This window comes from Sneathiella sedimenti, assembly GCF_017313765.1.
GTDB lineage: Bacteria > Pseudomonadota > Alphaproteobacteria > Sneathiellales > Sneathiellaceae > Sneathiella > Sneathiella sedimenti.
Genome location: NZ_JAFLNC010000002.1, coordinates 457,430 through 483,762 on the forward strand (window position 1 = coordinate 457,430; position 26,333 = coordinate 483,762).

Annotated in this window: 25 protein-coding genes; 21 read left to right on the forward strand and 4 right to left on the reverse strand. The window is 57.5% G+C overall.

All coding sequences use genetic code 11. The features are described 5' to 3' along the window. Nucleotides 1-73 precede the first annotated feature (73 nt). From J0X12_RS07320 to thiD, 16 genes are all read left to right on the forward strand, one after another. Nucleotides 74-826, forward strand: a complete 753-nt coding sequence (locus J0X12_RS07320; RefSeq protein WP_207043713.1) for a YebC/PmpR family DNA-binding transcriptional regulator — start codon at nucleotides 74-76, stop codon at nucleotides 824-826. A 27-nt stretch (nucleotides 827-853) separates the two neighbouring features. Continuing rightward, nucleotides 854-1,369, forward strand: coding sequence for a crossover junction endodeoxyribonuclease RuvC (gene ruvC / locus J0X12_RS07325; RefSeq protein ID WP_207043715.1), 516 nt, complete (start codon nucleotides 854-856; stop codon nucleotides 1,367-1,369). Further along, entirely contained in the window at nucleotides 1,366-1,983 is a 618-nt protein-coding gene (ruvA, locus tag J0X12_RS07330; RefSeq protein WP_207043717.1) for a Holliday junction branch migration protein RuvA, read from the forward strand. Before ruvC ends, ruvA begins: the two co-directional genes overlap by 4 nt. After that, entirely contained in the window at nucleotides 1,980-3,026 is a 1,047-nt protein-coding gene (gene ruvB / locus J0X12_RS07335; RefSeq protein WP_207043719.1) for a Holliday junction branch migration DNA helicase RuvB, read from the forward strand. The genes ruvA and ruvB overlap by 4 nt, the downstream gene beginning before the upstream one ends. Then, entirely contained in the window at nucleotides 3,019-3,507 is a 489-nt protein-coding gene (gene ybgC / locus J0X12_RS07340; RefSeq protein ID WP_207043721.1) for a tol-pal system-associated acyl-CoA thioesterase, read from the forward strand. The genes ruvB and ybgC overlap by 8 nt, the downstream gene beginning before the upstream one ends. Then, nucleotides 3,508-4,227 (forward strand): protein TolQ, encoded by a 720-nt coding sequence (gene tolQ, locus J0X12_RS07345; RefSeq protein ID WP_237688035.1) that lies wholly within the window; start codon nucleotides 3,508-3,510, stop codon nucleotides 4,225-4,227. 2 nt (nucleotides 4,228-4,229) lie between these two features. Further along, entirely contained in the window at nucleotides 4,230-4,700 is a 471-nt protein-coding gene (gene tolR, locus J0X12_RS07350; protein ID WP_207043723.1) for a protein TolR, read from the forward strand. Between the two features lie 15 nt (nucleotides 4,701-4,715). After that, complete coding sequence (locus J0X12_RS07355) at nucleotides 4,716-5,660, forward strand: hypothetical protein (protein ID WP_207043725.1); 945 nt, start codon at nucleotides 4,716-4,718, stop codon at nucleotides 5,658-5,660. A 12-nt stretch (nucleotides 5,661-5,672) separates the two neighbouring features. Next, nucleotides 5,673-7,022, forward strand: a complete 1,350-nt coding sequence (gene tolB / locus J0X12_RS07360) for a Tol-Pal system beta propeller repeat protein TolB (RefSeq protein WP_207043727.1) — start codon at nucleotides 5,673-5,675, stop codon at nucleotides 7,020-7,022. 137 nt (nucleotides 7,023-7,159) lie between these two features. Next, on the forward strand, nucleotides 7,160-7,699 hold the full coding sequence (pal, locus tag J0X12_RS07365; protein ID WP_207043729.1) for a peptidoglycan-associated lipoprotein Pal: 540 nt from the start codon (nucleotides 7,160-7,162) through the stop codon (nucleotides 7,697-7,699). A 189-nt stretch (nucleotides 7,700-7,888) separates the two neighbouring features. Next, nucleotides 7,889-9,001: a tol-pal system protein YbgF gene (ybgF, locus tag J0X12_RS07370; protein WP_207043731.1), complete on the forward strand. Its 1,113-nt coding sequence runs from the start codon at nucleotides 7,889-7,891 to the stop codon at nucleotides 8,999-9,001. Nucleotides 9,002-9,010: 9 nt separating this feature from the next. Beyond that, entirely contained in the window at nucleotides 9,011-10,351 is a 1,341-nt protein-coding gene (gene tilS / locus J0X12_RS07375; protein WP_207043739.1) for a tRNA lysidine(34) synthetase TilS, read from the forward strand. A 136-nt stretch (nucleotides 10,352-10,487) separates the two neighbouring features. Further along, nucleotides 10,488-12,413: an ATP-dependent zinc metalloprotease FtsH gene (ftsH, locus tag J0X12_RS07380; RefSeq protein WP_207043741.1), complete on the forward strand. Its 1,926-nt coding sequence runs from the start codon at nucleotides 10,488-10,490 to the stop codon at nucleotides 12,411-12,413. Between the two features lie 10 nt (nucleotides 12,414-12,423). Next, nucleotides 12,424-13,299, forward strand: coding sequence for a dihydropteroate synthase (gene folP / locus J0X12_RS07385; protein ID WP_207043743.1), 876 nt, complete (start codon nucleotides 12,424-12,426; stop codon nucleotides 13,297-13,299). A gap of 58 nt (nucleotides 13,300-13,357) precedes the next feature. Further along, nucleotides 13,358-14,707: a phosphoglucosamine mutase gene (gene glmM / locus J0X12_RS07390; RefSeq protein ID WP_207043745.1), complete on the forward strand. Its 1,350-nt coding sequence runs from the start codon at nucleotides 13,358-13,360 to the stop codon at nucleotides 14,705-14,707. Nucleotides 14,708-14,728: 21 nt separating this feature from the next. After that, complete coding sequence (gene thiD / locus J0X12_RS07395) at nucleotides 14,729-15,532, forward strand: bifunctional hydroxymethylpyrimidine kinase/phosphomethylpyrimidine kinase (protein WP_207043747.1); 804 nt, start codon at nucleotides 14,729-14,731, stop codon at nucleotides 15,530-15,532. Nucleotides 15,533-15,537: 5 nt separating this feature from the next. Here the strand turns inward: thiD and J0X12_RS07400 are convergent, their stop codons facing one another. From J0X12_RS07400 to J0X12_RS07415, 4 genes are all read right to left on the reverse strand, one after another. Continuing rightward, a complete protein-coding gene (locus tag J0X12_RS07400) occupies nucleotides 15,538-16,710 on the reverse strand; it encodes an aminotransferase class V-fold PLP-dependent enzyme (RefSeq protein ID WP_207043750.1) in 1,173 nt (390 codons plus the stop codon). A gap of 9 nt (nucleotides 16,711-16,719) precedes the next feature. After that, nucleotides 16,720-17,703, reverse strand: coding sequence for an aldo/keto reductase (locus J0X12_RS07405; protein WP_207043752.1), 984 nt, complete (start codon nucleotides 17,701-17,703; stop codon nucleotides 16,720-16,722). Nucleotides 17,704-17,714: 11 nt separating this feature from the next. Beyond that, nucleotides 17,715-18,848 carry an aminotransferase class V-fold PLP-dependent enzyme gene (locus tag J0X12_RS07410; RefSeq protein WP_207043755.1) on the reverse strand — a complete coding sequence of 378 codons (1,134 nt, stop codon included), beginning with the start codon at nucleotides 18,846-18,848 and terminating at the stop codon, nucleotides 17,715-17,717. 101 nt (nucleotides 18,849-18,949) lie between these two features. Next, the gene (locus tag J0X12_RS07415) at nucleotides 18,950-19,426 is read right to left on the reverse strand and encodes a DUF1203 domain-containing protein (RefSeq protein WP_207043757.1); all 477 of its coding nucleotides are present in this window, start codon (nucleotides 19,424-19,426) and stop codon (nucleotides 18,950-18,952) included. Between the two features lie 283 nt (nucleotides 19,427-19,709). Here J0X12_RS07415 and J0X12_RS07420 point away from each other — a divergent pair, with 283 nt between their 5' ends. The 5 genes from J0X12_RS07420 to J0X12_RS07440 all read left to right on the forward strand — a co-directional run bounded on the left by J0X12_RS07420 (nucleotide 19,710) and on the right by J0X12_RS07440 (nucleotide 26,304). Continuing rightward, nucleotides 19,710-20,879, forward strand: a complete 1,170-nt coding sequence (locus tag J0X12_RS07420; RefSeq protein WP_207043759.1) for a phosphoserine transaminase — start codon at nucleotides 19,710-19,712, stop codon at nucleotides 20,877-20,879. 21 nt (nucleotides 20,880-20,900) lie between these two features. Then, nucleotides 20,901-22,478: a phosphoglycerate dehydrogenase gene (gene serA, locus J0X12_RS07425; protein ID WP_207043761.1), complete on the forward strand. Its 1,578-nt coding sequence runs from the start codon at nucleotides 20,901-20,903 to the stop codon at nucleotides 22,476-22,478. A 120-nt stretch (nucleotides 22,479-22,598) separates the two neighbouring features. After that, on the forward strand, nucleotides 22,599-23,738 hold the full coding sequence (locus tag J0X12_RS07430; protein WP_207043763.1) for an ATP phosphoribosyltransferase regulatory subunit: 1,140 nt from the start codon (nucleotides 22,599-22,601) through the stop codon (nucleotides 23,736-23,738). Nucleotides 23,739-23,768: 30 nt separating this feature from the next. After that, nucleotides 23,769-25,061, forward strand: coding sequence for an adenylosuccinate synthase (locus tag J0X12_RS07435; RefSeq protein WP_273543391.1), 1,293 nt, complete (start codon nucleotides 23,769-23,771; stop codon nucleotides 25,059-25,061). A 58-nt stretch (nucleotides 25,062-25,119) separates the two neighbouring features. Beyond that, nucleotides 25,120-26,304 carry a YbfB/YjiJ family MFS transporter gene (locus J0X12_RS07440; protein WP_207043765.1) on the forward strand — a complete coding sequence of 395 codons (1,185 nt, stop codon included), beginning with the start codon at nucleotides 25,120-25,122 and terminating at the stop codon, nucleotides 26,302-26,304. Nucleotides 26,305-26,333: the final 29 nt, after the last annotated feature.

Genomic DNA, 26,333 nt, shown 5'->3' on the forward strand with positions numbered 1-26,333 from the left:
GTGCCTCTTTTATGCGGATCGGGTACAAACGGCGAAACAGTAACCATTAACCATTGAGACCAAGAGACGAACTATGGCGGGACATTCACAATTTAAGAACATCATGCACCGCAAGGGCGCGCAGGATAAGAAGCGGGCGAAGATTTTCGCCAAGCATATCCGTGAATTGACGGTGGCGGCGAAAACCGGCTTGCCGGACCCGGCCATGAATCCGCGCCTCAGGAGCGCGATATCCGCCGCCCGCAGCGATAATATGCCGAACGACAATATCGATCGTGCGATCAAGCGTGCCTCCGGCGAGGCCGGTGCCGATAATTACGAGGAAATGCGTTATGAGGGCTATGGTCCCGGGGGCGTTGCCATTATCGTCGAGACCTTGACGGATAACCGCAACCGCACCGCCGCTGACGTGCGCGCTGCCTTCGCCAAGGCCGGCGGCGCGATGGGCGAGACGGGCTCCGTTGCCTTCATGTTCGACCGGATTGGGCAGGTTATCTATGCCGCTGATGCGATAGACGCCGATGAAATGTTTGAAGCGGCGCTGGAAGCAGGTGCGGAGAATGTCGAAAGCGATACCCAGATCCATGACATAACCTGCGCGATGGAGGATTTTAACGACGTGCGCGATGCGCTGGAAGAGAAATTCGGCACACCTCAGGAAGCGGGCATCGTCTGGAAGCCACAGAACTCGATCCCGGTGGAAACGGAGGATCTGGCCAACTCCCTCTTCAAGCTGGTGGATGTGCTCGAAGACAATGACGATGTGCAGAAGGTTTCGGCCAATTTTGATATTCCCGAAGAAATCATGGAGAAAATTGGCGGCTAACTCTTAAGTAAGGACAGTATTTTTATCATGCGTTTATTAGGGCTGGATCCGGGACTTCGCCATACCGGCTGGGGGATCATAGAGGCAGAGGGCAATACCCTCCGGCATCTGGCCAATGGCGCAATATCCTCTGATGGCGATCTCAGCCTCTCTGAGCGCCTTGTTCAGCTCTATGACGGAATCAGCAAGGTTATTCTGGACTGGCAGCCCGCCGAGGCGGCGGTTGAGGAAACCTTCGTCAACAAGAACCCGGTCTCGACCCTGAAGCTCGGACAAGCGCGTGGAATTTCCCTGTTGGTTCCGTCGCTCAATGGTCTCCCGGTTGAGGAATATGCCCCCAACAAGATCAAGAAGTCGGTGGTTGGCGCGGGCCATGCCGGAAAAGAGCAGATCCACGCCATGGTCGGCATGCTGCTGCCCGGATGCAATATTGCCAACGAACATGCCGCTGATGCGCTTGCCGTGGCCATTTGCCATGCCCATTATGCGAGCAGCAACCGCAACCTTCGAAAGGCCACGATGATGGCAGGGCGGGCACCATGATCGCGAAACTGACCGGCAAGCTGGACGAAATCGGCGACGACTGGGTTATCGTAGACGTGGGGGGCGTCGGTTATCTTGTGTTCTGTTCCGGACGGTCGCTCCGGAACCTGCCGGAGAAAGGCGGGATCGTCTCCCTGCACATCGAAACCCATGTGCGGGAAGATCATATCCATCTCTATGGCTTTGAAAGCGTCGCCGCGCGGTCCTGGTTCAACCTGCTGCAGACGGTGCAGGGGGTAGGGGCCAAGGTCGCCCTCGGTATTCTCTCTCTCTATTCCGGGGATGAACTGACGCAGATCGTCGCCGCCGGGGACAAGACGGCGCTGACCCGGGTGTCGGGGGTCGGACCGAAGGTCGCAGGCCGGATCACGGCTGAGCTGAAAGACAAGGTCGCGAAAATGGATCTCGGACCCGTTGCCTTTAGTGCGGAAGTATCAGCGACGGCTTCGAAACCGGCGCAGACCGCCGCCGGGGATGCGGTGTCGGCGCTTGTCAACCTCGGCTATGGCCGGGCGGATGCCTTTGGCGCGGTCGCCGCTGCCGCCCGAACTCTCGGGCCCGAGGCCTCTGTTGAGGCCCTGATAACCACCGGGTTGAAGGAGCTTGCCGCATGAGTGACGAGAGGCTTGTCAGCACTGCCGCAAATGATCAGGAGGAAATGGAGACCCAGTTCCGCCCGCAGGTCCTTGATGATTTTATCGGCCAGAAGCAGGTCCGTGAAAATTTAAGCGTCTTCATCCAGGCGGCGAAAGCACGCGGCGAAGCTCTTGATCATGTGATGTTTTTTGGACCTCCGGGTCTTGGAAAAACAACCCTCTCGCAGATCGTCGCCCGCGAACTTGGGGTGAATTTCCGGGCAACCGCCGGACCGGTGATCACCAAGGCAGGGGATCTCGCGGCCCTTCTCACCAACCTTGAAAAGAATGATGTGCTCTTTATCGATGAAATTCATCGCCTGAGCCCCGCGGTGGAGGAAATTCTCTATCCGGCGATGGAGGATTTCCATCTGGATCTCATCATCGGGGAGGGGCCGGCAGCGCGTTCCGTCCGCATTGATCTGCCGCCGTTTACGCTTGTCGGGGCAACGACCCGCTCGGGCCTGATCACCACCCCGCTTCGGGAGCGGTTCGGTATTCCCCTCCGCATGAATTTCTATGAGCCGGATGAACTCAAGCTTATTGTGGCGCGCGGCGCACGGGTTCTGGGCCTCAATCTCAGTGAAGACGGCGCGATCGAGATCGCCAGACGCAGTCGCGGTACGCCGCGCGTTGCCGGCCGTCTTCTGCGCCGAGTACGGGATTTCGCCGCTGTTGCCGGGGCTGATCTTGTCGATGCAGTCAAGGCAGATGCCGCCCTCAACCGGCTGGAAGTCGATAAACGCGGGCTCGACAGCATGGACCGGCGTTATCTTGGCCGCATTGCCGAGGACTTCGGCGGCGGCCCGGTCGGTGTGGAGACCCTCTCCGCCGCCTTGTCAGAGCCGCGCGATGCCATCGAGGATATTATCGAGCCGTACCTGATCCAGCAGGGTTTTCTGCAGCGGACTCCGCGCGGACGCATGCTGACAAAGGCGGCATTTGATCATCTGGGTTTGGCCTTTCCGAAGACCATGTCGGAACAGCTGTCCCTGATCGATGAAGAGAGACGGGATGAGTAACGTCAAAATGCTCGGCCGGTTTGAGGCAGGGGATCAAGGGACGCGGCATGTATTTCCGCTTTCCGTCTATTGGGAGGATACGGACGCAGGCGGCATTGTCTATTACGCCAACTACCTCAAATTCACGGAGCGGGCGCGAACGGACATGCTGCGGGGCCTCGGCATCAATCAGCAGGCGATGATGGAGGAAGACGGCGCGAATTTTGTCGTCCGCGCCTGTGAAATCGAATATCTTAAGCCGGCAAGAATGGAAGACGAGCTTGAAATCGTGACCTCGGTGACCGATCTGCGAGGGGCGTCTCTCAGGATGGCGCAGAATATTTATCGCGGCGGAGAACTCCTCGTGGAGACGAAGGTACGGGTCGCCTGCCTTGACAGAGAAGGAAAACCGCAGCGTCTTTCTTCTGCCATAAATGACAAGTTTAATGCGATTTTGGGCGATTCGGCTTTACATGCGAAGACTTTAGCCAGGGAAGAGTAAATGGAAAATGATGCTATTGTCGTCACCCAGATGGGCGGCGGTGCTCACGATTTATCAATGGTCGGCCTGTTTGTTCAGGCAGATATTGTTGTTCAGATAGTGATGATCGTTCTGGTACTGGCCTCCTTCTGGAGTTGGGCGATCATTATTGACAAGATCCTGCGGTTTCGCCGGATCACGGCCGATGCGGACGAATTCGAGAATGAATTCTGGTCCGGCGGCAATCTGGAGGATCTGCAGCGTCGCGTCGGGTCGAGCCCGGACAATCCGCTGGCCATGCTGTTCGCTGCCGCCATGAAGGAATGGTCCCGCTCGACCGAGAAGGGGATTGGCAAGCATTCGCATACGGGTCTGCAGGCACGTATCCATCAGGTCATGCGGGTAACCATTGACCGTGAAGTGGAGCGGCTTGAAAAGTATCTCGGATTTCTCGCGACAGTCGGCTCGACAGCAACATTCCTTGGCCTTTTCGGCACGGTATGGGGGATCATGAACAGCTTTCAGTCCATCGCCGCCACCAAGGACACCAGCCTTGCGGTCGTCGCCCCAGGTATCGCAGAGGCGTTGTTTGCGACCGCGCTCGGCCTTGTCGCTGCCATCCCGGCGGTTGTCGCCTATAACAAATTCTCTAATGACCTGCAGCGGATCATTACCCGTCTGGAAGGTTTCGCCGGCGAGTTTTCCGCCATCCTGTCCCGCCAGCTTGATTTGAGCGACTGATCATGGACGCCAACCATTATAAAGCCTTTACCGGCAAAGGCAGACGCCGCCGCCATACCCAGATGTCGGAGATTAACGTCACACCGTTCGTCGACGTTATGCTGGTGCTGCTAATCGTCTTCATGGTGACCGCACCATTGCTGACCGTTGGCGTGCCGCTGGAACTGCCCAACAGCAAGGCGGCGACCGTACAGGGCAATGACGAACCGCTGGTGATCAGCGTCGACGGGGAAGGGCGACTCTATCTCGAGGATGTCGAGATTGAACTTGAAAACCTGGTACCCAAGCTCCGCGCTGTGACCGGCGCGAAGCAGGATCAGCGTATTTTCGTGCGCGGCGACACCAATGTGAATTATGGGCGCGTCCTTTCGGTGATGGGGGAAATTCATAACGCGGGCTTCAACCGTGTCGCGATGGTCTCCGCCGGTCCCGGCAAGGCGACAACCGGCGCGAACAAAGACAGTAACCAGTAAGGGGTCCTCCGACCGATGAGAGTGCCTGCCCTAGCTTCGGCCGTACTGCATTTGCTGATCCTCGTGATCATGTACACCGGCTTGCCGTTGTTCACGGACCCGAAGCTGTTTGAGCCGCCGGTTGTCATCAATGTGGAAATTGTCGATGTCGCGGAGATCACCAATTTGCCGAAACCCGCACCGGAGCCGGAAAAAGTCGAGAAGCCGGAACCTGAACCCAAGCCGGAACCGAAGCCCGAGCCCGCGCCCAAGCCCGAGCCAAAACCGGAACCCGAGCCCGAGCCCGAGCCGGTGAAGAAGCCGGACCCGGAACCCGCGCCTGAACCCAAACCGGAGCCTGAACCCAAGCCCGAACCTGAACCTGAACCAAAACCGGAACCCAAGCCGGAGCCAAAGGTAGAGCCGAAGCCGGTTCCCAAGCCACCGGTCTTGCCGAAACCGAAGTCCACGCCCAAACCAAAACCGGAACCCAAGCCCGAGCCGAAAAAGCCCGAGCCCAAAAAGCCGGCCTTTGACATGAACCAGATGAAGGCGTTGCTTGATAAAAAGAAGAAGGAGCAGGCCGCGAAATCGCAGGAAACAGCCGACATAAAAAAGCCCAATTCTGCTGAAAAGGTGCCGAACTCGTCAAGCAAGGCAATGGACAGCTCCCTCCCACTGACTCTGAGCGAAGAGGACGCCCTAAGGCAGCAGGTCCAGAAATGCTGGAACGTGCCGACAGGGGCGGTAGACGCGGAAGAAATGGTTGTTTCTATTGAGATGCAGTTTAATCAGGACGGGACATTGAACGGCTATCCGAAAATTGTAAACGAAGGTAGTTTCAAGAATGACTATGAAAGAGCGGCAGCGGAAAGTGCGCGGCGCGCTGTTCTTCAGTGTCAGCCCTATAAGCTGCCGGTGGCAAAATATGAACGCTGGCGCGAGGTCACGATGAACTTCAACCCGAAGGACATGTTCTAGGTGATAGGAAGAATGATGGTTGGTAGAGTACAGAAAATCTTTGCATTCATGACGGGCTTGATGCTGGTCATGTCGGTCATGAGCGCTGCTCGTGCAGAACTGGTTATTGATATCACGCAAGGCAATATCGAGCCGATGCCGATTGCAGTAACGGATTTCTATGCTGATAACGAGGCAACGGCGAAAATCGGCAAGCAGATGGCCGATGTCATTCGCGCCGACCTCGAACGCTCCGGTCTGTTCACGCCCATTGATCCTCGCGCCTACCTACAACAACCGAAGGATCTGCAGGCGGTTCCGGTTTTCGCCAACTGGCGCAAGATTGCTGCCCAGGCACTTTCAACGGGACTTGTTCAGGCTCTTGGTGACGGCCAGATCAATGTGCAATTCCGCCTTTGGGATGTCTTCGCGGAACAATATTTGACGGGTATCCAGTATACAACTCCGCCGTCAAACTGGCGTCTGACGGCGCATCTGATTGCCGATGAAATTTACAAACGCCTGACCGGGGAGGATGGATATTTCTCCACGCGCGTCGTTTATGTCTCGGAAAGCGGTCCGGCAGACCGGCGGGTCAAGCGCCTCGCGATCATGGATCAGGATGGGGAGAACCACCAGTTCCTGACCAGCGGGAACGAGCTGGTGTTGACCCCCCGTTATTCGCCGACGCAGCAGGTGCTCACCTATCTGTCCTACTTCAACAGCAAGCCGCGGGTGTATCTCTACAACCTTGATACGGGGCAGCAGGAAATTCTCGGAGAGTTTCCGGGCATGACCTTCGCACCGCGCTTCTCGCCTTCGGGGAACCAGGTGGTGATGAGCATGGCACAGGATGGCAACTCTGAAATATATTTGATGGATTTGCGGACCCGCGAAATGAAGCGTCTGACCAATCATCCGGGGATCGATACCGCGCCGTCCTTCTCGCCTGACGGCACGAAAATCACCTTTGAATCGGATCGCGGGGGACGCCAGCAGATCTATGTCATGGGCGCGGACGGGTCAGATGTGAAGCGGATCAGCTTCGGTAGTGGCAATTATGGCACACCGGTCTGGTCTCCGCGCGGCGACCTGATCGCCTTCACCAAGCTTACCGGCGGGCAGTTTTCCATCGGCGTTATGCGCACTGATGGCTCGCAGGAACGGATTTTGACCGAAGGCTTTCATAATGAAGGGCCTACTTGGGCGCCTAACGGACGTGTTCTGATGTTTTTCCGCCAGATTCCGGGAAAAAATGATGGCACCGGTGATAAAGTTCGCTTGTGGTCAGTAGACCTTACAGGATATAACGAACGGGAGGTTATTACGCCTGGTGACGGGTCCGATCCGGCGTGGTCGCCACCGTATAACTTGAATAGGTGACATCAAACCACTATAGTTTGCGAGATTACAATTTTAGGGGGACCATCTTTACACGTTTCTCATAGATACATTTCGTATCCATGCTTGACGCGAGATACCCAAAGTTCAGAGATTTCCAGAGGATGGGAGTTAAGTAAATGCGGCTCAATCTAGGCCTTAAAACCTTAAGTATTTTCACAGCGTTGCTGCTGGTTGCAGCTTGTGAAACGGCACCTACGGAAACCGGTGACAGCTCAGGTGGGGGCGCGACTACCCAGACGAGCGGAACCTCCGGTTCCTCAACCACCGTTGTTTCGGGAACAACGACGACTACGGTTAAACCCGGCAGCCAGGAAGACCTGGTTCTTAATGTCGGCGACCGCGTCTTCTTCGGGTTCGATAAGTACGACCTGTCAAACGAAGCGCAGGCCACGTTGCAGCGGCAGGCTGCCTGGTTGAAGGCGAACCCAACGGTTACGCTTGTAATCGAAGGCAACACCGACGAACGCGGTACACGTGAATACAACCTTGCCCTCGGCGAACGTCGGGCGACAGCGGTAAAGAATTACCTGGTAACTCTGGGTATTTCGGCTGACCGTCTGTCCACGATTTCCTATGGTAAGGAACGCCCGGTTGCTCTCGGCCATAACGAGGCTGCCTGGGCTCAGAACAGACGTTCGGTTTCGGTTGTAAATTAATCGCGACCAACATTTCGACGCCCGTTGCCGTGCTAACATGTTTAGTGACGGGAACGGGCGTTTTTTTTGAATATTGCAGTTCGCCCCGATACGGAGCGGTCGGACATTGACCATAAAATTGCCAATATTTCGAACAAGTTTGGTTTCTATGAGAAAAGACCCCACGGATCGAGGAAAGGGCGCGCCGCGATGATTTGGACTGTATCAAAGACCGGGACTGGAAAGTCAGAGCTTTCTGGAAATGGGAAAATTTTGATTTCCTGCCTGATTTTGGCGATGGCAACGTTCCTTTTACCGGCTTTGGCGCAGGCCCAGAGCAGCGGCGAGATCCGCGCCCTGGTCGATCGGATCAATCGGCTGGAGCAAGATATCACCGACATGCAACGCTCGGTCTACAGCGGCGGCGCCCCGGCGCCCCGGCCTGCCGCCCCAACCAGTTCCACACTTCCCGCGACAACTGGTGGCAGCGTCAGCCAGGACGGGCTTGCACTCCTGTTACAGCGTATCAGCGCCCTTGAAGATGAGCAACGCCGTTTGACCGGCGCGCAGGAAGAAGCCAGCTTCAAGATCAATCAGATGACGACGCGGCTTGATAAGCTGGTGAAAGATGTCGATTTTCGCCTGACCGATATTGAACGCCGTCTTGGTGGCTCCGGTGCCGCGACCGGTGGCCTTGGGGCGAACGCTACTTCGGGCGCAACCGGGTCTCCCGCTCCGCTAGCCGGGGCAGGAACGTCTGCCTCGGGAACGAGTGGAAACACGGCGACCGGACCTGTCGTCGTTGGCGGGGAAAGCCTGTCCGAAGGCAGCAAGGTTCTTGGGACGCTCCCGGCAAACAGCAACACCACGGCCGGGACTTCGGCCGCAGCGGGTACGGCTGTTGCCGCCACTACGACCGGCGGCGGTTTGCCAGCGGGTTCCGCGTCCGATCAGTATAACTATGCCATTTCCCTAATTCGGGAAGATCGCTATGACGATGCCGAGGCGGCCTTTACCGAGTTTCTCAAGCTTCACAAGGACAGTGATCTCGCCGGGAACGCACAATACTGGCTGGGCGAAACCTTCTATGTTCGCGGCGATTTCCCAAATGCCGCCTCGGCTTTTTTTGAGGGCTACCAGAACTATCCTGACAGCACCAAGGCGGCGGACAACCTTTTGAAGCTTGCCATGACCCTTGGTCGGATGGACCAGAAGGAGGAGGCCTGCGCCACCTTTGCCCAGATGAACAAGCAGTTCAATCAGATACCTGCCAGATTGCGGCAGACTGCGGATCGCGAAAAGCAGAAATTCGGCTGCAAATGATGCGCCGCCGTGCCTGATCCGCTGACTGTTTCCCGGCTCCCCGACTATTTTAGTGAAACCATGCAGGCGCTGCTGCCAGAGGGCCCGCCGGGCCGGTTGGCATTGGCGGTTTCCGGCGGATCGGACAGCATGGCGCTGGCGCTGCTGACCAAAGACTGGGCGGAGCGGAACGGGATCGCTCTGACCGCTCTGTCAGTCAACCACGGTCTGCGGGCATCGGCCGCCGATGAAGCAAAACAAGTCAAGCAATGGCTCGAGGGGCGAGGCCTGCCGACGCACATTCTTGACTGGGCGGGGCCTCACCCCAAAACTGGCATTCAGGAGGCCGCCCGAAATGCCCGCTATCACCTGATGGAGGAAGCCTGCGAAGAGGCAGGGATCGGGGACCTATTGCTCGGCCATCAACTGGAAGATCAGCTTGAAACATTATTGATGCGACTTTCGAAGGGAAGCGGACTGGACGGCCTTGCCGCCATGCAGGGCGTCGGGGATCTGGGGCGACTTCGGTTGCTTCGGCCGCTGCTCTCGGTTCGCCGGCAGTTATTGCGTGACTATCTTCAGGCGAAGGATCAGGTCTGGATAGACGATCCGAGCAACGAAAACCCCCTCTATACCCGCACCCGCGTAGGCGCGGTGCTGACCGAGATGCAGCAATTGCCCGGAAGCAGCATGGAGGCGATTGCCCTTTCCCTTGCCCGGTTGCAGCGCGCGTCCAATGGTCTTGATGACCTAGCACAACAAAAAATTCAGTCGCTTTGCGAGGTCAGCCTGTTTGGTTTTATCAGGATGCGTGAAGATGCGCTTGATGACTGCCCGGACGAACTTGCGCTCCGTATTCTGTCTGCGGCCCTGCGCGGCGCTGGTGGCGGACAACGGATCAAGATGACCGCGCTGGAGCAGATTCTTCAGCGGCTTTTCAGGGAGCGGACGGGGAAAAGTGCCACGCTTTCCGGCGCACAAATTCAGAAATCCGGGAAAAGCTGGTTGTTCTGCCGGGAGCCGGGGCGAGCGGGTCTTCCGATGCTTGCGCTTGCGCCAGTACAGCGGGAATGGATTTGGGATAACCGCTTTGTTGTGATCGATACAATGCCCGAAACGACCTTGCCTGGCGGATTGTCCGTTGGCGCGCTTGGTGTGGAAGGGGGACGGCAGCTGCGGAAATATGCTGATTCCGAGATCATTTCGGCGCTCCCCGCCAAAGTTCGCCATTGCCTGCCAGCGATCTGGTCTGATGGGAAAATAGTCGCGGCCCCCCTTTTATTGACCGGTGAATCTGCGGATTTCAGCCTTAATCGGCGATTTGCTATGGAATTTCGGGCATTTTACTGGATGAAAGAGTCGAATTTGTGATAATTATCGGCGATTGACTAAATGCCCTATTGGAACTTGATGTTAACAGATTATATCTAGAACTAATCCAAAGTAGCGGTTGCATCTTCAGACGGACGGATCGGACGCATGTCCGAAATGGGAAGGAAATTATTTCGTGAATCTTTTTGGCAAAAACATAGTGCTCTGGGTAATTATTGCATTACTCGTTGTGGCGCTTTTCAATATTTTCAATGATCCTTCCCCGCGCAATGCCGGACTGTCGATGCCTTATTCGACATTTCTCGATGAAGTTGAAAACGGTCGGGTGAAAAATGTCACCATTCAGGGCCCGAATATCAAGGGCGTTACGGATGATGGCCGCGCCTTCACCACATATGCGCCCGAAGACAGCACGCTGGTCAACAAGCTGAGTGAACATGGTGTTGTCATCAATGCCGCTCCGCAGGAAGAGGGCAGCATGCTGATGGCAACGCTGCTTTCCTGGTTCCCAATGCTGCTTCTGATCGGTGTCTGGATCTTCTTTATGCGCCAGATGCAAGGCGGTGGCGGCAAGGCCATGGGATTCGGCAAGTCAAAAGCCAAGCTCCTGACCGAGAAGCACGGCCGCGTCACCTTTGAAGACGTTGCCGGAATCGAGGAAGCAAAGGACGAGCTAGAAGAGGTCGTTGACTTCCTCAAAAGCCCGCAGAAATATCAGCGTCTGGGGGGCAAGATCCCGAAAGGTGTTCTGCTGATCGGCCCTCCGGGTACAGGTAAGACGCTGCTGGCCCGCTCCGTGGCCGGTGAGGCGAACGTTCCTTTCTTCACCATTTCAGGTTCCGATTTCGTTGAAATGTTCGTTGGCGTCGGCGCAAGCCGTGTCCGCGATATGTTTGAACAGGGCAAGAAGAACGCCCCCTGCATCATCTTCATTGACGAAATCGATGCGGTTGGCCGTCATCGCGGCGCCGGACTTGGCGGCGGTAATGACGAGCGGGAACAGACCCTCAACCAGATGCTCGTGGAGATGGATGGTTTCGAGACCAACGAAGGCGTGATCCTGCTGGCGGCCACCAACCGTCCGGACGTGCTTGATCCGGCACTTCTGCGTCCCGGTCGTTTCGACCGTCAGGTCGTGGTGCCGAACCCGGATATCGTCGGACGTGAGAAAATCCTGAAGGTGCATATGCGTAAAGTTCCGCTCGCGCAGGACGTAGACGCCCGCACCATCGCCCGTGGCACACCCGGTTTCTCCGGCGCGGACCTTGCCAACCTTGTGAACGAGGCGGCACTTCTCGCCGCGCGTAAGTCTCGCCGGTTGGTCACCCAGCAGGAGTTTGAGGAAGCGAAAGACAAGGTCATGATGGGGACCGAGCGCCGGTCCATGGTGATGTCTGAGGACGAGAAGAAACTCACCGCCTATCATGAAGGTGGCCATGCGCTTGTCGGCATGCATATGAAGGCATCCGACCCGGTGCATAAGGCGACGATTATTCCGCGTGGACGCGCCCTCGGCATGGTCATGCGCCTGCCCGAAAAGGACAGCTATTCCCTGCGCCGTGATCAATGCCTCGCGCATCTTGCCGTCGCTATGGGTGGCCGTGTCGCCGAGGAGATGATCTTCGGTCATGATGCGGTGACAACCGGTGCGTCGGGCGATATCAAGATGGCAACCGACATGGCTCGCAAGATGGTTACTGAATGGGGCCTCTCTGACAAGCTCGGGCCGCTGCTTTACGGCGCAAACCAGGAAGAAGTCTTCCTTGGTCATTCCGTTTCACAGCAGAAAAACATGTCGGATTCGACCGCGCAGCTAATTGATCAGGAAGTGCGCCGTTTCGTCGAGGAAGGCGAGGCAACAGCCCGCAAAATCCTAAACGAGCATGTAGATCAATTGCACCGGATTGCGAAGGGCCTGCTTGAATATGAAACGCTCAGCGGCGACGAGATCAAGATTCTGATGGATGGCGGTGATATTAACCGTCCGGATGATGTTGATGCGCCTGTCGACAAGGGACCGAGTTCTACCGTACCAGAGGCCGACGGTCACAAGAAACCCGGTGGACCGGGTCTGGAGCCGGAACCTCAACCCGGCTCCTGAGGACGGTTTCATGAGCGAGACGATCAAGGGCTCCGCTTCATTGCGGGGCCTTTCTTCTATGACAGGGGGCAGGATGTCAAACTGGGTGCGCCCCAGCATAATGGGGATTGTGAATGTCACGCCGGACAGTTTTTCTGACGGCGGGCGACATGACAATACCAACACGGCGATTGCTCATGCCCGGCAGCTCGCGGCGGACGGGGCGGATATCCTCGATATCGGGGGGGAAAGCACCCGCCCGGGCGCGGACGCCATCAGTGTGGAAGAGGAATGCGCGCGCGTCGTTCCAGTGATTGAAGGCTGCCGTGATCTTGGCGTGACGATCTCCATTGATAGCCGGAAAAAGGCGGTGATGGCGGCGGCGGTAGCGGCCGGGGCGACCCTGATCAATGATGTCAGCGCCCTTGAATATGATCCTGCCAGTCTCGACTTCGTGGCCGAAAGCGGGCTGCCCGTCTGCCTGATGCATAGCCTCGCGGACCCGAAGGTCATGCAGGAAAATCCCGTCTATGAAAATGTGGTCACCGATGTGATGGCTTACCTGCGCGGGCGGATCGACCTGTGTGAGGCGGCGGGGATATCACGCGACAGGATTATCGTCGATCCGGGTATCGGCTTTGGCAAGACCGTGGCGCATAATCTGGCGCTTATCAGGGGCCTTCCGGAGTTTCAGTCGTTTGGCTGTGATATTCTGCTCGGCGCCTCCCGGAAAGCCTTTATCGGCCAGGTTACCCACGAGCCGGAGGCGTCGAAACGTGTTGTGGGATCGGTTGCCGTGGCGCTTCACGGGGCCCGCTCTGGCGCCCGGATTCTGCGCGTTCATGACGTTAAGGAAACCCGCCAGGCCCTTGAAATGTGGCAGGCAATTGAAGCCGCCTCTTTTTAGACATGTTTTAAGGGTTTTCTGTTAGGGTGTTGTCAAATTTTTAGGCAGAGACAGAGCTATGACACGGAAATATTTTGGAACCGACGGTATTCGCGGCACGGCGAACAAGGAGCCGATGACGGCGGAAATCGCCTTGAAAGTAGGCAAATCCGCGGGCAAGAAATTTGCCGGGCGTGGCGATTTTCGCCATCGTGTCGTGATTGGTAAGGATACGCGCCTTTCTGGCTATATGGTCGAGCCCGCATTGACGGCCGGGTTCACCTCTGTCGGGATGGATGTCATTCTGGTTGGGCCGATGCCGACACCGGCCATCGCCATGTTGACCCGCTCGCTCCGGGCCGATCTCGGGGTGATGATTTCCGCTTCTCATAACTCTTTTGAGGACAATGGCATCAAGCTTTTCGGTCCCGACGGCTACAAGCTCTCCGACGAGGTGGAAAAAAGCATCGAGGCCGACCTGATTGACGACAGCAATATTGTACTGGCGGATCCGGCCAAGCTCGGTCGGGCACAGCGCCTGGATGACGCGCGCGGACGCTATATCGAGTTCGCCAAGAGCAGCTTCCCCCGCAATCAGCTCCTGAAAGGGCTGAAAATTGTAGTCGATTGTGCGAATGGTGCGGCCTATAAGGTGGCGCCGACAGTGCTCTGGGAGTTGGAGGCCGAGGTCATCTCCATGGGCGTCTCGCCGAACGGGTTTAATATCAACGATGGCTGCGGGTCCACATCGACAGGCGCCATGTGCGCCCGCGTTGTGGAGGAGGGGGCCGATCTCGGGATTGCCCTCGATGGAGATGCGGACCGGTTGCTGATCTGTGATGAGAAAGGCCGCATGATCGACGGCGATCAGTTGATGGCGCTAATTGCCCGGACCTGGCAGAGCCGCGAGAAACTGCGCGGTGGGGGCATCGTCTCGACGGTCATGTCGAACATGGGGCTCGAGAAATTTCTGGAAGGGCACGGCCTGACCCTCGCGCGAACCAATGTCGGCGACCGCTACGTGGTGGAGCATATGCGTGAGCATGGCTTTAACGTTGGCGGGGAACAGTCCGGCCATATCGTCCTGTCCGATTACAGCACAACGGGGGACGGCCTGATCGCCGCGCTGCAGGTTCTGTCGGTGATTGTCGAAAGGGGCCGCCCGGTCAGTGAGGTGTGCCATAACTTCGATCCCTGGCCGCAGATCCTCAAGAATGTCCGTTTTGAGACAGGGGATCCACTTGCAGGCTCCGCCGTGCAGAAGGCCATCCGGGACGGCGAAATCCGCCTTGGCAAGGAAGGGCGCCTGTTGATCCGGAAATCCGGGACAGAACCGTTAATCCGCGTAATGGGCGAGGGAACGAACGACAGCCTGGTGAATGAGATTGTCGATAACATCGTCAACGAGGTTACTGCCTCGGTTGGCTGAGTAGAAGTTTAAGGGGTAGTTATGCAGGGGCGTGTATTGATTATCGCCGGGTCGGATTCCGGCGGTGGTGCAGGTATTCAGGCGGACATAAAGACAGTAACGGCACTTGGCGGCTATGCCGCCACCGCGATAACGGCGCTTACGGCGCAGAACACGCTTGGCGTAGAGGCGATCGAGGAAGTATCCGCGCCTTTTGTCGCGCAGCAAATTGACGTTGTTCTTAAAGATATCGGCGCCGACGCCATCAAGATTGGCATGCTCCATCGCAAGGAAGTGATCGAAACCGTTGCCGAGCTGTTCGAACAGCTCGATAGATTGCCGCCGGTCGTTCTCGATCCGGTAATGATTGCCAAAGGCGGCGCTAGCCTGATCGCGGCGGAAGCGAGCGAGGCTATCAAGTCTCGATTGATCGCCCCTCATACACATGTGCTGACCCCGAATATCCCGGAGGCAGAACAGCTGACCGGCATGAAAATCAATAGTCTTGCCGATATGGAGAAAGCAGGTCGCTTCCTGCTTGATATGGGACCAAAGGCCGTGCTGATGAAGGGCGGGCATAGCGAAGGCGCGGAAATCATCGACCTTCTTGTCACTGCGGAAGGCATACATACCTATTCGCACCCGCGAATTGATACCCCCCATACCCATGGTACAGGTTGTACGCTCTCCTCGGCAATCGCGACTGGCCTTGCGCAGGGACTAACCATCCCGGACGCGGTCGCGCGGGCCATTCGCTACGTGGAGAACGCGATCTTTGAGGCGCCCGGCCTCGGCGCCGGTCACGGCCCGCTCAATCACGGGCATACGGTGGGACCGTTTGTCTGAGCGTGCTATAGTTCGTTCAACATCTCAATAAGCCGGTCGATTTCCTCTTCCGTATTATAATAATGAAAAGAGGCTCTTACCATGGCCTCTATGCCCCGTTTCTCAAGATCGAAGCGGGTGCTGGATAGGCCGGTGACAGACACATTGATATTATGTGTCGCGAGGTGAGCCTTGATCTCTTCCGCGCTTTTTGAGGCGTGATCGAAGGTGACGATCCCACCCTTTCTTGCGCCAATATCCCGAACAGAAATACCCGGAACCTGTGCGAGCTTTTCCCGCGCGGTTGCGGCTAGTTCGCAAAGCCGGGCTGATGTTTCCTCAATCCCGAGATCCAGCAGGTAATCAACAGCGACACCAAGGCCAATGACGCCGGAAACATTGAATTCCCAATTCTCGAACCGGCGGGTGTCGGGGCGCATCTCATATCCGTCCATCGACGTCCATTCCGCGCCATGCATATCGAGAAACGGCGGCTCCAGCTTGTCCATGAAGTCGCTGCGGACAAAGAGAAAACCTGTCCCGCGGGGCCCGCGCAGGTATTTCCGTCCCGTCACCGAGAGCATATCGCAGCCGATTTTCGCCACATCCACCGGGATTTGTCCGACCGACTGGCAAGCGTCCAGCAAATAGGGAATGTCATGTTTCCGGGCGATCCTGCCGATTTCCACAGCCGGATTGATGAGGCCCCCATTCGTCGGGACATGGGTGACGGAGATCAACTTCACCCTGTCGTCGATCATGCTGTCCAGCGCCGCCACATCCATCTGGCCACTCTCATCGCTCGGCACGAAGTCGATCTTGACCCCGGTCTGTTTCGCAACCTGTAGGTAGGCGATGACATTGGCGGCATATTCCGCTTCTGCCGTCAGGATGCGGTCGCCGGGTTCAAATTGCATCCCATGGAAAGCCATCTGCCAGCCCACGGTCGCATTCTCGACAAGGGCGATTTCGCGGCGGTCACAGTTGATCAACTCGGCAATAGCGTCATAGGTCCGCTCGAACGCGGCCCGCGCGCGGGCATGTGCCTCATAGCCACCGATCGCCAGCTCCAGATCGAAATGATCCTTCACCGCCTCGTAAACTGGGGCTGGCATCAGGGCCGCACCCGCATTGTTTAGATGAATGCGATTCCGGGTCCCCGGTGTCTCTGCCCTGAGCCTGTCGATATCCAGTGTCATATTACAACCTCAGCGGTGGCCGGCGACGGCGTGGGGAATGTAGGCCTCGTTCAGCCGCGCGAGTTCCTCCACATCCAGAGAGATATCCAGCGCGGCAACCGCTTCCTCCAGCTGGTACATCTTGCTGGCCCCGATGATCGGGGCTGTGACAGCCGGGCTGTGATGCACCCAGGCAAGGGCGATCTGTGCCGGCGTGACCCCGCGTGCCTTGGCAATATCCTGTACAACGGCGAGGACATCGTAATCGGCATCCTGCCCGATCCGCATGGAATTAATCATCGCATCGGAGCGGGACCGGGTTGTGTCGCCTTCCGCACCTTTCTTCTTGTTCCCGGCAAGAAAGCCGCGCGCCAGCGGTGACCAGGGGATCACGCCAATGCCCTGATCCGCGCAGAGGGGGAGCATTTCGCGTTCCTCCTCCCGATAGACGAGGTTATAGACATTCTGCATAGAGACGAAACGCGCCCAGCCGTTCTTCTCGGATATGGACAGCGCCTTCATGAATTGCCAGGCGAACATGGAGGAGGCACCGATATAACGGGCCTTGCCGGCGCGTACTACATCATTGAGGGCGTCCAGCGTTTCCTCGATAGGAGTGTCATAATCCCAGCGGTGAATCTGGTAGAGATCGACGTAATCAGTGCCGAGCCGTCGCAGGGAATCATCAATGGAATGCATGATATGCTTGCGCGAGAGACCGCCGGTGAGCGGACTTTTCCCCATACGATTGAAGACCTTCGTCGCGATGACGACCTCCTCGCGCTTTGCGAAGTCCTTGAGCGCCCTGCCGACGATTTCTTCGGACACGCCAACGGAGTACATATCTGCGGTATCGAAGAAATTGATGCCAAGCTCGAGCGCGCGCTTGATAAAGGGGCGACTCTCGTCCTCGGGCAGCACCCAGTCCCGCCATTTCGGGTCGCCATAGGTCATGGTGCCGAGGCAAAGCTCGCTTACTTTTAGGCCGGTGTTGCCCAGTCGCTTGAGGTTCATTTTTCTCTCCGTTACAGGATGTTTTCCAGCGCCGCGAGCAGTCTATCGCTATCCGCCTCATTATTGAAGAGGTGAGGGGTAATCCGCATGCTCGACCCCCGGACCGAGACCAGAATATTCTCGCTCCGCAGCCGGTCGAGCAGGTCTTTCGGCAGGCCGCCATCACGCCGGAGACCGAGAAAATGCCCGGCGCGCATGTCATCGGGCAGGGAAGTCAGGCCCAGTCCGGCGCACCTCGCGGCGATGTCGCGGGTTTTCTGCGTCAGCGTTTCCTGGATATCGGCGACACCCCAGTCCAGTATCTGTTCAAGCGCCGCCACCGCGACAGGCATCAGGGCAAAATTCGCCCGCTCCCCCATGTCGTAGCGGCGCGCGCCCTGCTGATATACATCCACATAGTCAACCAGCCCGGCGAAATCCTCCGAACCCTTGCGGTTGAGCCAGTTATATTCCAGCGGGTCGCCGTCCTGATGCGCCGGGGCGACATACAGGAACCCGACGCTATAGGGACCGAGCAGCCATTTATAGGCGGCGGCGATTAGGAAATCGGGCCTAACCTTCTCAAGATCGAGGGGCAACGCACCGAGCGACTGCGTCACATCGAGGACAAGCTTCCCGCCATTGGACCGCAGTTTTGCGCCAATCGCCTCAAGATCGAGGCGCGCACCATCTGTCCAGTGGATGTGGGGGAGGGCGGCAATCGCGACCCTCTCATCAAGGGCGTTCAGGACGGCGGATGTCCAGTCACGGTCGGCAGGGGTGGAAACCGTCACAATTTCGGCGCCGCATTCTTTCGCTCGTTCCTGCCAGCAATAAACGTTCGACGGGAACTGGTCCTCGATAAGGAGGATCTTCTCGCCTGCCTCGAGGGGGAGGTTCCGTGCGGCGATGGCTAGGCCGTAAGAGGCACTCGGGATAATCGCGATATTATCCGCCGCCGTGCCGACCAGCGTCGCAAACAAGCTGCGTGCCTGTTCCGATTCGGTGAAGAAATCAGACGGAGCAACCGTCCAGGGCAGGGATTTACGGTCAATACCCCCATGGCCGGCGGCCCGCGCTGTTTTTGTCAGCGGCCCCATATAGGCACAGTTGAAATAGGCGATGTCGTCTGGAATATCGAACAGGTGGCGTTGGCTGGGGATCATGATTTAGGCCTCGGGAAGTTGTTTCCAGCCGTATTTTCGTGATCCCCGCCTCCTTTGACCAGCCCTTTATTGTCGCAAGGACAATATTGGACGCCGCCGGATCAACGGGCAGCCTCGATCCGGAACTGATAACAGTTGTTTGTCGCCGAACGGGCATGCACATAGGCGACGTCTTTCGTCGCCAGTATGGCTGTTGCCGTGTCTACGAGCCTGTCCGGCGGAACCGCCTGGCCTGTGCCATAGACAAGTCGATCGTCGCGGCTGTATCCGCGGAGCAGGACGGCGTTCCATTCCTTGACCATGGCGGGATAGCTGCCCTTTTCATCAAAGGCCGGGCATTCCTTTGCATGGAGAAAAATCGGCCCTTGCTCCGCAAAGGGCTGTTCTGCCGGGAAGGGTCTATAGGACAGGAGCAGATATTCCTCACCCGCCGCGATATGTGACAGGCAATGGCGACAGGAAAGTCCCGAGCCGTCCGAAATAAATCTCTCGGGGGCATTCCCATGGGCATCCATCCCGCCGTTCTGTATAGCGCGGACCCTGTCCGTCGGTAGCGGAAAATAGGCAAGTTTCGTCATTTTTTAGTGTCTCCAAAATTGAATATGCGAGAACATTAGACTGAGGAATGCCTCCGAAATATCCAAACCCCGCGATCCAATTTCAGGCTTGATTCTGTCCTTTTCAGAAAAATCACTGTCGCTATCAAGATACTCTCGCGCAGAACGGGCAAATCCAACATGGAAATCCGGCAAAATGTCGCAGTGCAAAAAATCCCGTTGACATCGCCCTCGAAATTTTGTCTATGAACAGCGGGCCACATCCCCCCACCGGGATGCTCTAGACTGGAAGGTTTAGTTTATTATGACAGTACAAATGCGTCCGGAGAGACGCCCTAACTCTCCCCTGTTTTCATCCGGCCCTTGCGCAAAGCGCCCCGGATGGTCCCTCCAAAATCTTGAAAATGCGTTTCTGGGTCGGTCTCATCGTGCCGGTGAAGGCAAGGCCAGGCTTAAAGCCGTGATCGATCAGCATCGTGCGCTGCTTGGCATTCCCGATGACTACAAGGTCGGTATCGTGCCGGGCTCTGACACCGGTGCCGTGGAAATGGCGCTCTGGTCAATGCTGGGCGCGCGCCCGGTCACCATGTTGGCGTGGGAAAGCTTTGGTTCCGGCTGGGCCACCGATGTGGTCAAGCAGCTGAAGCTGAAAGACGCCGAAGTGATCACCGCCGAATATGGCGAGATCCCGGACCTCGCCGCGACTGACTGGTCCCGCGACACGGTCTTTACCTGGAACGGCACAACCTCCGGCGTTCGTGTCCCGAATGGTGACTGGATCTCGGACGACCGCGAAGGTCTTGCCATTTGCGATGCGACCTCCGCCGTTTTCGCCATGGAACTCCCATGGGAAAAACTCGATGTCGTGACCTGGTCCTGGCAGAAAGTGCTGGGCGGGGAGGCGGCTCATGGCATGCTGGTCCTGAGCCCGCGCGCTGTTGAGCGGCTGGAAAGCTACACCCCCGCATGGCCCCTCCCGAAGGTCTTCCGCATGACCAAGGGCGGCAAGCTCATTGACGGTATCTTCAAGGGGGAAACGATCAATACTCCCTCCATGCTGGCAGTCGAGGACGCGCTGGACGCGCTTAACTGGGCGAAAAGCATTGGCGGCGGCAAGGGCATGATCGCCCGCACGGATGCCAACGCAAAGGTCATCTCTGACTGGGTCGCGAAAACCGACTGGGTCGACTATCTAGCAAGCGATCCGGCCATCCGCTCCACCACATCGGTCTGTCTCAAGATCACCGATGACTGGTTTACCGCGCTCTCCGAAGAGGATCAGCCAAAGGCAGCGAAAGAACTTGTTGCCATCCTCGAGAAGGAAGGCGCGGCGCTGGATATCGGGCATTACCGGGACGCACCGGCGGGTCTTCGGATCTGGGCGGGGGCGACGGTGGAAACGGCCGATCTTGAAGCCCTGATGCCCTGGCTCGACTGGGGCTACGCGACGCTAAAAAACACATTCCAGAAATAATCCTTAAGAAGGATCGATAAAATGGTCAAAGTCCTTATCTCTGACAAGATGAGCCCGCGCGCTGCTGAAATTTTTCGGGAACGTGGCGTAGAAGTAGACGAACTAACCGGCATGACGCCGGAGGAACTGAAAGCCTGCATTGGCGAATATGACGGCCTGGCTGTCCGCTCCGCCACCAAGGCAACCGCCGAGATTATTGCGGCGGCAACCAACCTGAAAGTCATCGGCCGCGCCGGTATCGGTGTGGACAATGTCGATATCCCGGCGGCAACGGCAGCCGGTATCTGCGTGATGAATACGCCCTTCGGCAATGCCATCACGACGGCCGAGCACGCCATCGCCATGATGTTCTCTCTCTCCCGGCATATCCCGGCGGCGAACGCCTCCACCCAGGCCGGTAAATGGGAGAAATCGAAATTCATGGGTGTCGAGTTGTATGGCAAGACGCTTGGTGTCATTGGCTGCGGCAATATCGGTTCGATCGTCGCCGATCGCGCCGTTGGCCTTAAGATGAAGGTGGTTGCCTATGATCCGTTCCTGTCTCCCGAACGGGCGTTGGAACTTGGTGTTGAGAAGCTGGAGCTGGACGATCTGTTCGCCCGTGCCGATTATATCTCGCTTCATACCCCGATCACCGACAGCACCCGCAATATCATCAATGCGAAGAATATCGCCAAGATGAAGCCGGGTGTCCGGCTGATCAACTGCGCACGTGGCGGCCTGGTCGTCGAGCAAGACCTGAAGGAAGCGCTGGAATCCGGGCAGGTTGCCGGGGCGGCACTTGACGTTTTCGCCGAGGAACCGGCCAAGGAAAATATCCTCTTTGGTATGGAGAATGTGGTGACAACGCCGCATCTCGGGGCCTCAACAGATGAGGCACAGGTCAATGTTGCCATCCAGGTTGCCGAGCAGATGTCCGATTATCTATTGGTCGGGTCCGTTACCAACGCCCTCAACATGCCGTCGGTCACAGCGGAAGAGGCACCGAAGCTCAAACCCTATATGGAGTTGGCTTCCCAGCTTGGTGGCTTCGCCGGGCAGGTCACGGAAAGCGGCATCAAGTCCGTTCGCATCGACTATGAAGGCGCCGCAGCAGCCCTCAATACCAAACCGCTCACCTCGATCATCATCCAGAGCCTGCTGGCCCCGCTGATGGACAGCATCAACATGGTCAATGCTCCGGTGGTCGCGAAGGAACGCGGTATAGACGTGACCGAGAGCTATAATGACCGCGAGGAGGATTACCAGACATTGATCCGTCTCTCGATCACGACCGAGCACCAGACACGCGATATCGCCGGCACACTGTTTGGAGATGACCGTCCGCGTATCGTCAATATCAAGGGCATCAATATGGAAGCTGAAATCGGGCCCCATATGCTCTATGTCACCAACAAGGACAAGCCTGGCTTTATCGGTGCCCTCGGTTCTGTTCTCGGGGATGCCAACGTCAATATCGCGACATTCCATCTTGGTCGCCACAAGGGGGCGGGTGAGGCGATCGCCCTGATCGAGATAGATTCGGAATTGTCGAAAGAGACGCTGGATACAGTGCGGAAACTTCCGCATGTGGATCAGGTCAAGCCGTTGAATTTCTAGTCCCTTCATGTTAAAAAGTCGCACCTTCGGGTGCTTGCGGAAAAGCGGCGGTTAAAAACTGCCGCTTTTTTGCTGTTCCTGTTGGCGACAGCGGGGAAATATGCTTTATAGGCCCACGTAATGAATGACTATTCCGAAAAAGGCCTGCTGCCCGCCGGTTTGGCAGATATGCTCCCGCCCGCAGCTGCACGCGAAGCGCGGATCAACCGTACCCTGATGGATGTATTCGCAGGCAATGGTTACCTGCAGGTCAAGCCGCCGCTGATCGAGTTTGAGGAGCATCTTCTGGAAGGCTCCGGCGCCGCACTTGCCTCCAAGATGTTTCGCGTGATGGACCCGGTCTCGCACCGGATGATGGGCATTCGGACGGATATCACTTTGCAGATCGCCCGCGTTGCGACCACCCGCATGAAACAGGACCCGCGCCCCCTGCGGCTTTCCTATTCCGGGCAGGTTTTGCGGGTGCATGGGTCCCAGCTCCGCCCCGAACGGCAGTTTGCCCAGACCGGTGTCGAACTGATCGGCCCGTCGGAGACTTCTGCCGACGCGGAACTGATCCTGCTCGCGGCTGAAGCCCTTAATGCGCTAGAGGTTGAGAATTTCTCGATTGACCTGACGCTGCCGACGCTTGTCCCTACCATTTGCCGCGAACTGGGCATTGACGAGAAGACAGCGGTGTCGGCGCGGGAATCGCTAGATCACAAGGACGCGGCGGCGCTTGATGACTATGACGCCCCGCTGAGCCAGATTCTCATCACCCTTCTGAAGGCCGCAGGTCCCGCAAGCACCGCAATAGAAGCGCTGGAAAAGATCAAGCTTCCGGACGCGGCGGCGGCACAGGTCGACGCGTTGAAAAAGGTGGTTGCGCAGCTGCGGCAATCCGCGCCGGACCTGAAACTGACCATCGATCCGGGTGAATACCGTGGGTTTGAATATCAGACCGGCCTCAGCTTTACGGTCTTTGGTCGTGGCGTGCGCGGGGAACTTGGCCGTGGCGGGCGTTATCGACTGATGGACGGGGAATCTGCGTCCGGTTTTACACTTTTTCTAGATAGCCTGATGCGCGCGGTGCCCCGGCGGCCCGCCGATGACCGGCTGTACCTTCCCTTTGGAACCGGCCTTGATCAAGGATATGCCTTGCGTCAGGAAGGCTGGAAAACAGTTGCAGGTCTTGCGCCTGAGGATAATGTCGAAGCGGAGGCAAAGCGCCTCCAATGCGGTCAGTTTCTCGGGCCGGATGGTATTACGAAACTCTCCTGATCAAAATTTTACATTCAAGGACTGAGGATTATGGCGAACGTAGCGGTGGTTGGCTCCCAATGGGGTGACGAGGGCAAAGGCAAGATTGTTGACTGGCTGTCCGAGCGTGCAGATGTCGTTGTGCGCTTCCAGGGCGGGCATAATGCCGGCCATACGCTCGTTGTGGATGGCAAGGTTTACAAGCTCAGCCTGCTTCCGTCCGGCATTGTCCGCGGCGGCAAGATATCGGTCATTGGCAACGGTGTTGTTGTCGATCCCTGGGCGTTGGTCAAGGAGATCGACACCGTGCGTGAGCAGGGGGTTACCGTTGACCATAACAGCCTCAAGATTGCGGAAAATGCGACTCTGATTCTGCCCCTGCATGGCGAACTTGACGCGCTTCGGGAAGATGCCAGCTCGGCCGTGAAAATTGGCACGACACGCCGCGGCATTGGCCCGGCCTATGAAGACAAGATAGCCCGCCGCGCGATTCGCGTTTGCGACCTGACGGATGCGGACCTGCTGAAGCGGAAAATCGCGACCTTGCTCGATCACCATAACGCCCTGCGCAAAGGTCTTGGCGCACCGCTTGTGGACGGGGACAAATTGCTTGCGCAACTCCTTGAAATTGCACCGAAAGTTTTGGAATTTTCCGATATCGTCTGGCGCCGGCTGGATGAGGCCAAGAAGGCTCGCAAGCGGGTCCTGTTCGAAGGGGCGCAAGGGGCCATGCTGGATAATGACCACGGCACCTATCCGTTCGTGACCTCTTCCAACACACTTGCCGGACAGGCGGCGGTGGGGAGCGGCGTTGGACCCGGGTCCGTCAATTATGTTCTTGGCATTACCAAGGCCTACACAACCCGTGTCGGGGAAGGGCCGTTCCCGACGGAACTGTTTGATAAGGTTGGCGAGGGACTGGGCGAGCGAGGCCGGGAATTTGGCGTCGTCACCGGTCGCAAGCGCCGTTGTGGCTGGTTCGATGCGGTAATGGTGCGTCAGGCCGTGAAAACCGGCGGAATCACGGGTATCGCGCTGACGAAGCTTGATGTGCTGGACGGCATGGATGAGCTCAAAATCTGTGTCGGCTATGAACTGAACGGCAAGCAGATTGACTATTTCCCGTCGAACATGGCGGATCAGGCGGCGGTCAAACCGGTCTATGAAACCATGGACGGCTGGAGCGAGAGCACCTTCGGCGCCCGCAGCTGGGCCGATCTTCCGGCGGCGGCGGTCAAATATATCCGCCATGTGGAGGAACTGATCGAGGCGCCGGTCGCTCTTCTGTCCACAAGCCCGGAACGTGAAGACACCATCCTCGTGCGGGACCCGTTCGAAGATTAATCCATAACGGACGAAAAAGAGGCTCCCCGCCCGTTAATCTGCGTGCTAAGGTTTCGACATGACGAAATCTTCCGGACGCATGGGGCGGCTCGCTGTCGGAGGGCTGCTGGCCCTTGCCGTCGGCCTGGGTATTAGCCGCTTTGTCTATACCCCGATATTACCATTTATGGAAATTGGCCTAGGCGTCAGCAAGTCTGACGCAGGGCTGATTGCCTCTGCAAACTATCTCGGATATCTGCTGGGAGCCCTGCTCGGGATCCGGCAAAGCCTGCCAGGTAGTACGCGGAGCCTGTTCCTGTTGTCGCTGATAGTCTGTGCCGTGACCACCATCGCCATGGGACTGACCGACAGTTTCGAGCTGTTCCTGCTGATCCGGCTCCTCAGCGGCGCGGCCTCTGCCTTTGTGATGGTGTTCGGGTCTGCACTGGTGTTGAGCCGACTGGCGGCGGAAGGCCGATCACGGCTATCTGCGCTTTATTTCGCGGGAGTCGGTGTAGGGATATCGGTGTCTTCCCTGCTGATCATCGCGCTGGAGAATATGGGTATCGGCTCGCAAGGCATGTGGATTGCTTCCGGTTTCCTCTCCCTTCTCTTTACGATTCCGGTGTTCCTGTTTGTCCCGGCCGCGCCCGAGCCAAGTGGCGGGGAGGCGGCCAGTTTGCCGCTGCAGTACAGCCAAACCCTGAAAGCCCTGATCCTGTCATACTTCCTGTTTGGCTTTGGATATATCATCACGGCAACCTTTATCTCCACCTTGGTGCGTCAGATACCGGAAGTGCAATGGATGCAATCCATTATCTGGCTGGTCGTCGGGCTTGGGGCCATACCCTCCGTGGCGCTCTGGAGTGGAATTGCCTCCCGTCTCGGCAACAGCCGGACCTATGCAATTGCAAATCTTATCTTGGCTATCGGCGTTACCGGTAGCGTGATGGGGGAGCATCCGCTTATCCTCATCTTGGCGGCAGTCCTGCTTGGTAACACGGTTATCGGTCTTACTGCCCTTGGCCTTGTTGAGGCGCGCGAAATGGCTCCCCATCATGGCCGGCAAATTCTGGCGGTAATGACCCTGGCCTTCGGCATCGGGCAAACGATTGGGCCGGGCTTCGCCGGGTTTCTCTACGACTATTTCGGCAATTTTATTGTGGCATCGCTCCTGGCCGCGGCAGGTCTCGTCATCGCCTGTCTGCTGACATGGGGGTTGGACGGGAAAAAGCAGGGTAACCTCGCGCCGCCATCTGATTGAATTTAACGGCATATTAACGCTGGATTGCG

Coding starts and splice junctions, on each gene's coding strand:
- J0X12_RS07320 (WP_207043713.1), top strand. CDS start 74: ATGGCGGGACATTCACAATTTAAGAACATCATGCACCGCAAGGGCGCG.
- ruvC (WP_207043715.1), top strand. CDS start 854: ATGCGTTTATTAGGGCTGGATCCGGGACTTCGCCATACCGGCTGGGGG.
- ruvA (WP_207043717.1), top strand. CDS start 1,366: ATGATCGCGAAACTGACCGGCAAGCTGGACGAAATCGGCGACGACTGG.
- ruvB (WP_207043719.1), top strand. CDS start 1,980: ATGAGTGACGAGAGGCTTGTCAGCACTGCCGCAAATGATCAGGAGGAA.
- ybgC (WP_207043721.1), top strand. CDS start 3,019: ATGAGTAACGTCAAAATGCTCGGCCGGTTTGAGGCAGGGGATCAAGGG.
- tolQ (WP_237688035.1), top strand. CDS start 3,508: ATGGAAAATGATGCTATTGTCGTCACCCAGATGGGCGGCGGTGCTCAC.
- tolR (WP_207043723.1), top strand. CDS start 4,230: ATGGACGCCAACCATTATAAAGCCTTTACCGGCAAAGGCAGACGCCGC.
- J0X12_RS07355 (WP_207043725.1), top strand. CDS start 4,716: ATGAGAGTGCCTGCCCTAGCTTCGGCCGTACTGCATTTGCTGATCCTC.
- tolB (WP_207043727.1), top strand. CDS start 5,673: ATGATGGTTGGTAGAGTACAGAAAATCTTTGCATTCATGACGGGCTTG.
- pal (WP_207043729.1), top strand. CDS start 7,160: ATGCGGCTCAATCTAGGCCTTAAAACCTTAAGTATTTTCACAGCGTTG.
- ybgF (WP_207043731.1), top strand. CDS start 7,889: ATGATTTGGACTGTATCAAAGACCGGGACTGGAAAGTCAGAGCTTTCT.
- folP (WP_207043743.1), top strand. CDS start 12,424: ATGAGCGAGACGATCAAGGGCTCCGCTTCATTGCGGGGCCTTTCTTCT.
- glmM (WP_207043745.1), top strand. CDS start 13,358: ATGACACGGAAATATTTTGGAACCGACGGTATTCGCGGCACGGCGAAC.
- thiD (WP_207043747.1), top strand. CDS start 14,729: ATGCAGGGGCGTGTATTGATTATCGCCGGGTCGGATTCCGGCGGTGGT.
- J0X12_RS07400 (WP_207043750.1), bottom strand. CDS start 16,710: ATGACACTGGATATCGACAGGCTCAGGGCAGAGACACCGGGGACCCGG.
- J0X12_RS07405 (WP_207043752.1), bottom strand. CDS start 17,703: ATGAACCTCAAGCGACTGGGCAACACCGGCCTAAAAGTAAGCGAGCTT.
- J0X12_RS07410 (WP_207043755.1), bottom strand. CDS start 18,848: ATGATCCCCAGCCAACGCCACCTGTTCGATATTCCAGACGACATCGCC.
- J0X12_RS07415 (WP_207043757.1), bottom strand. CDS start 19,426: ATGACGAAACTTGCCTATTTTCCGCTACCGACGGACAGGGTCCGCGCT.
- J0X12_RS07420 (WP_207043759.1), top strand. CDS start 19,710: ATGACAGTACAAATGCGTCCGGAGAGACGCCCTAACTCTCCCCTGTTT.
- serA (WP_207043761.1), top strand. CDS start 20,901: ATGGTCAAAGTCCTTATCTCTGACAAGATGAGCCCGCGCGCTGCTGAA.
- J0X12_RS07430 (WP_207043763.1), top strand. CDS start 22,599: ATGAATGACTATTCCGAAAAAGGCCTGCTGCCCGCCGGTTTGGCAGAT.
- J0X12_RS07435 (WP_273543391.1), top strand. CDS start 23,769: ATGGCGAACGTAGCGGTGGTTGGCTCCCAATGGGGTGACGAGGGCAAA.
- J0X12_RS07440 (WP_207043765.1), top strand. CDS start 25,120: ATGACGAAATCTTCCGGACGCATGGGGCGGCTCGCTGTCGGAGGGCTG.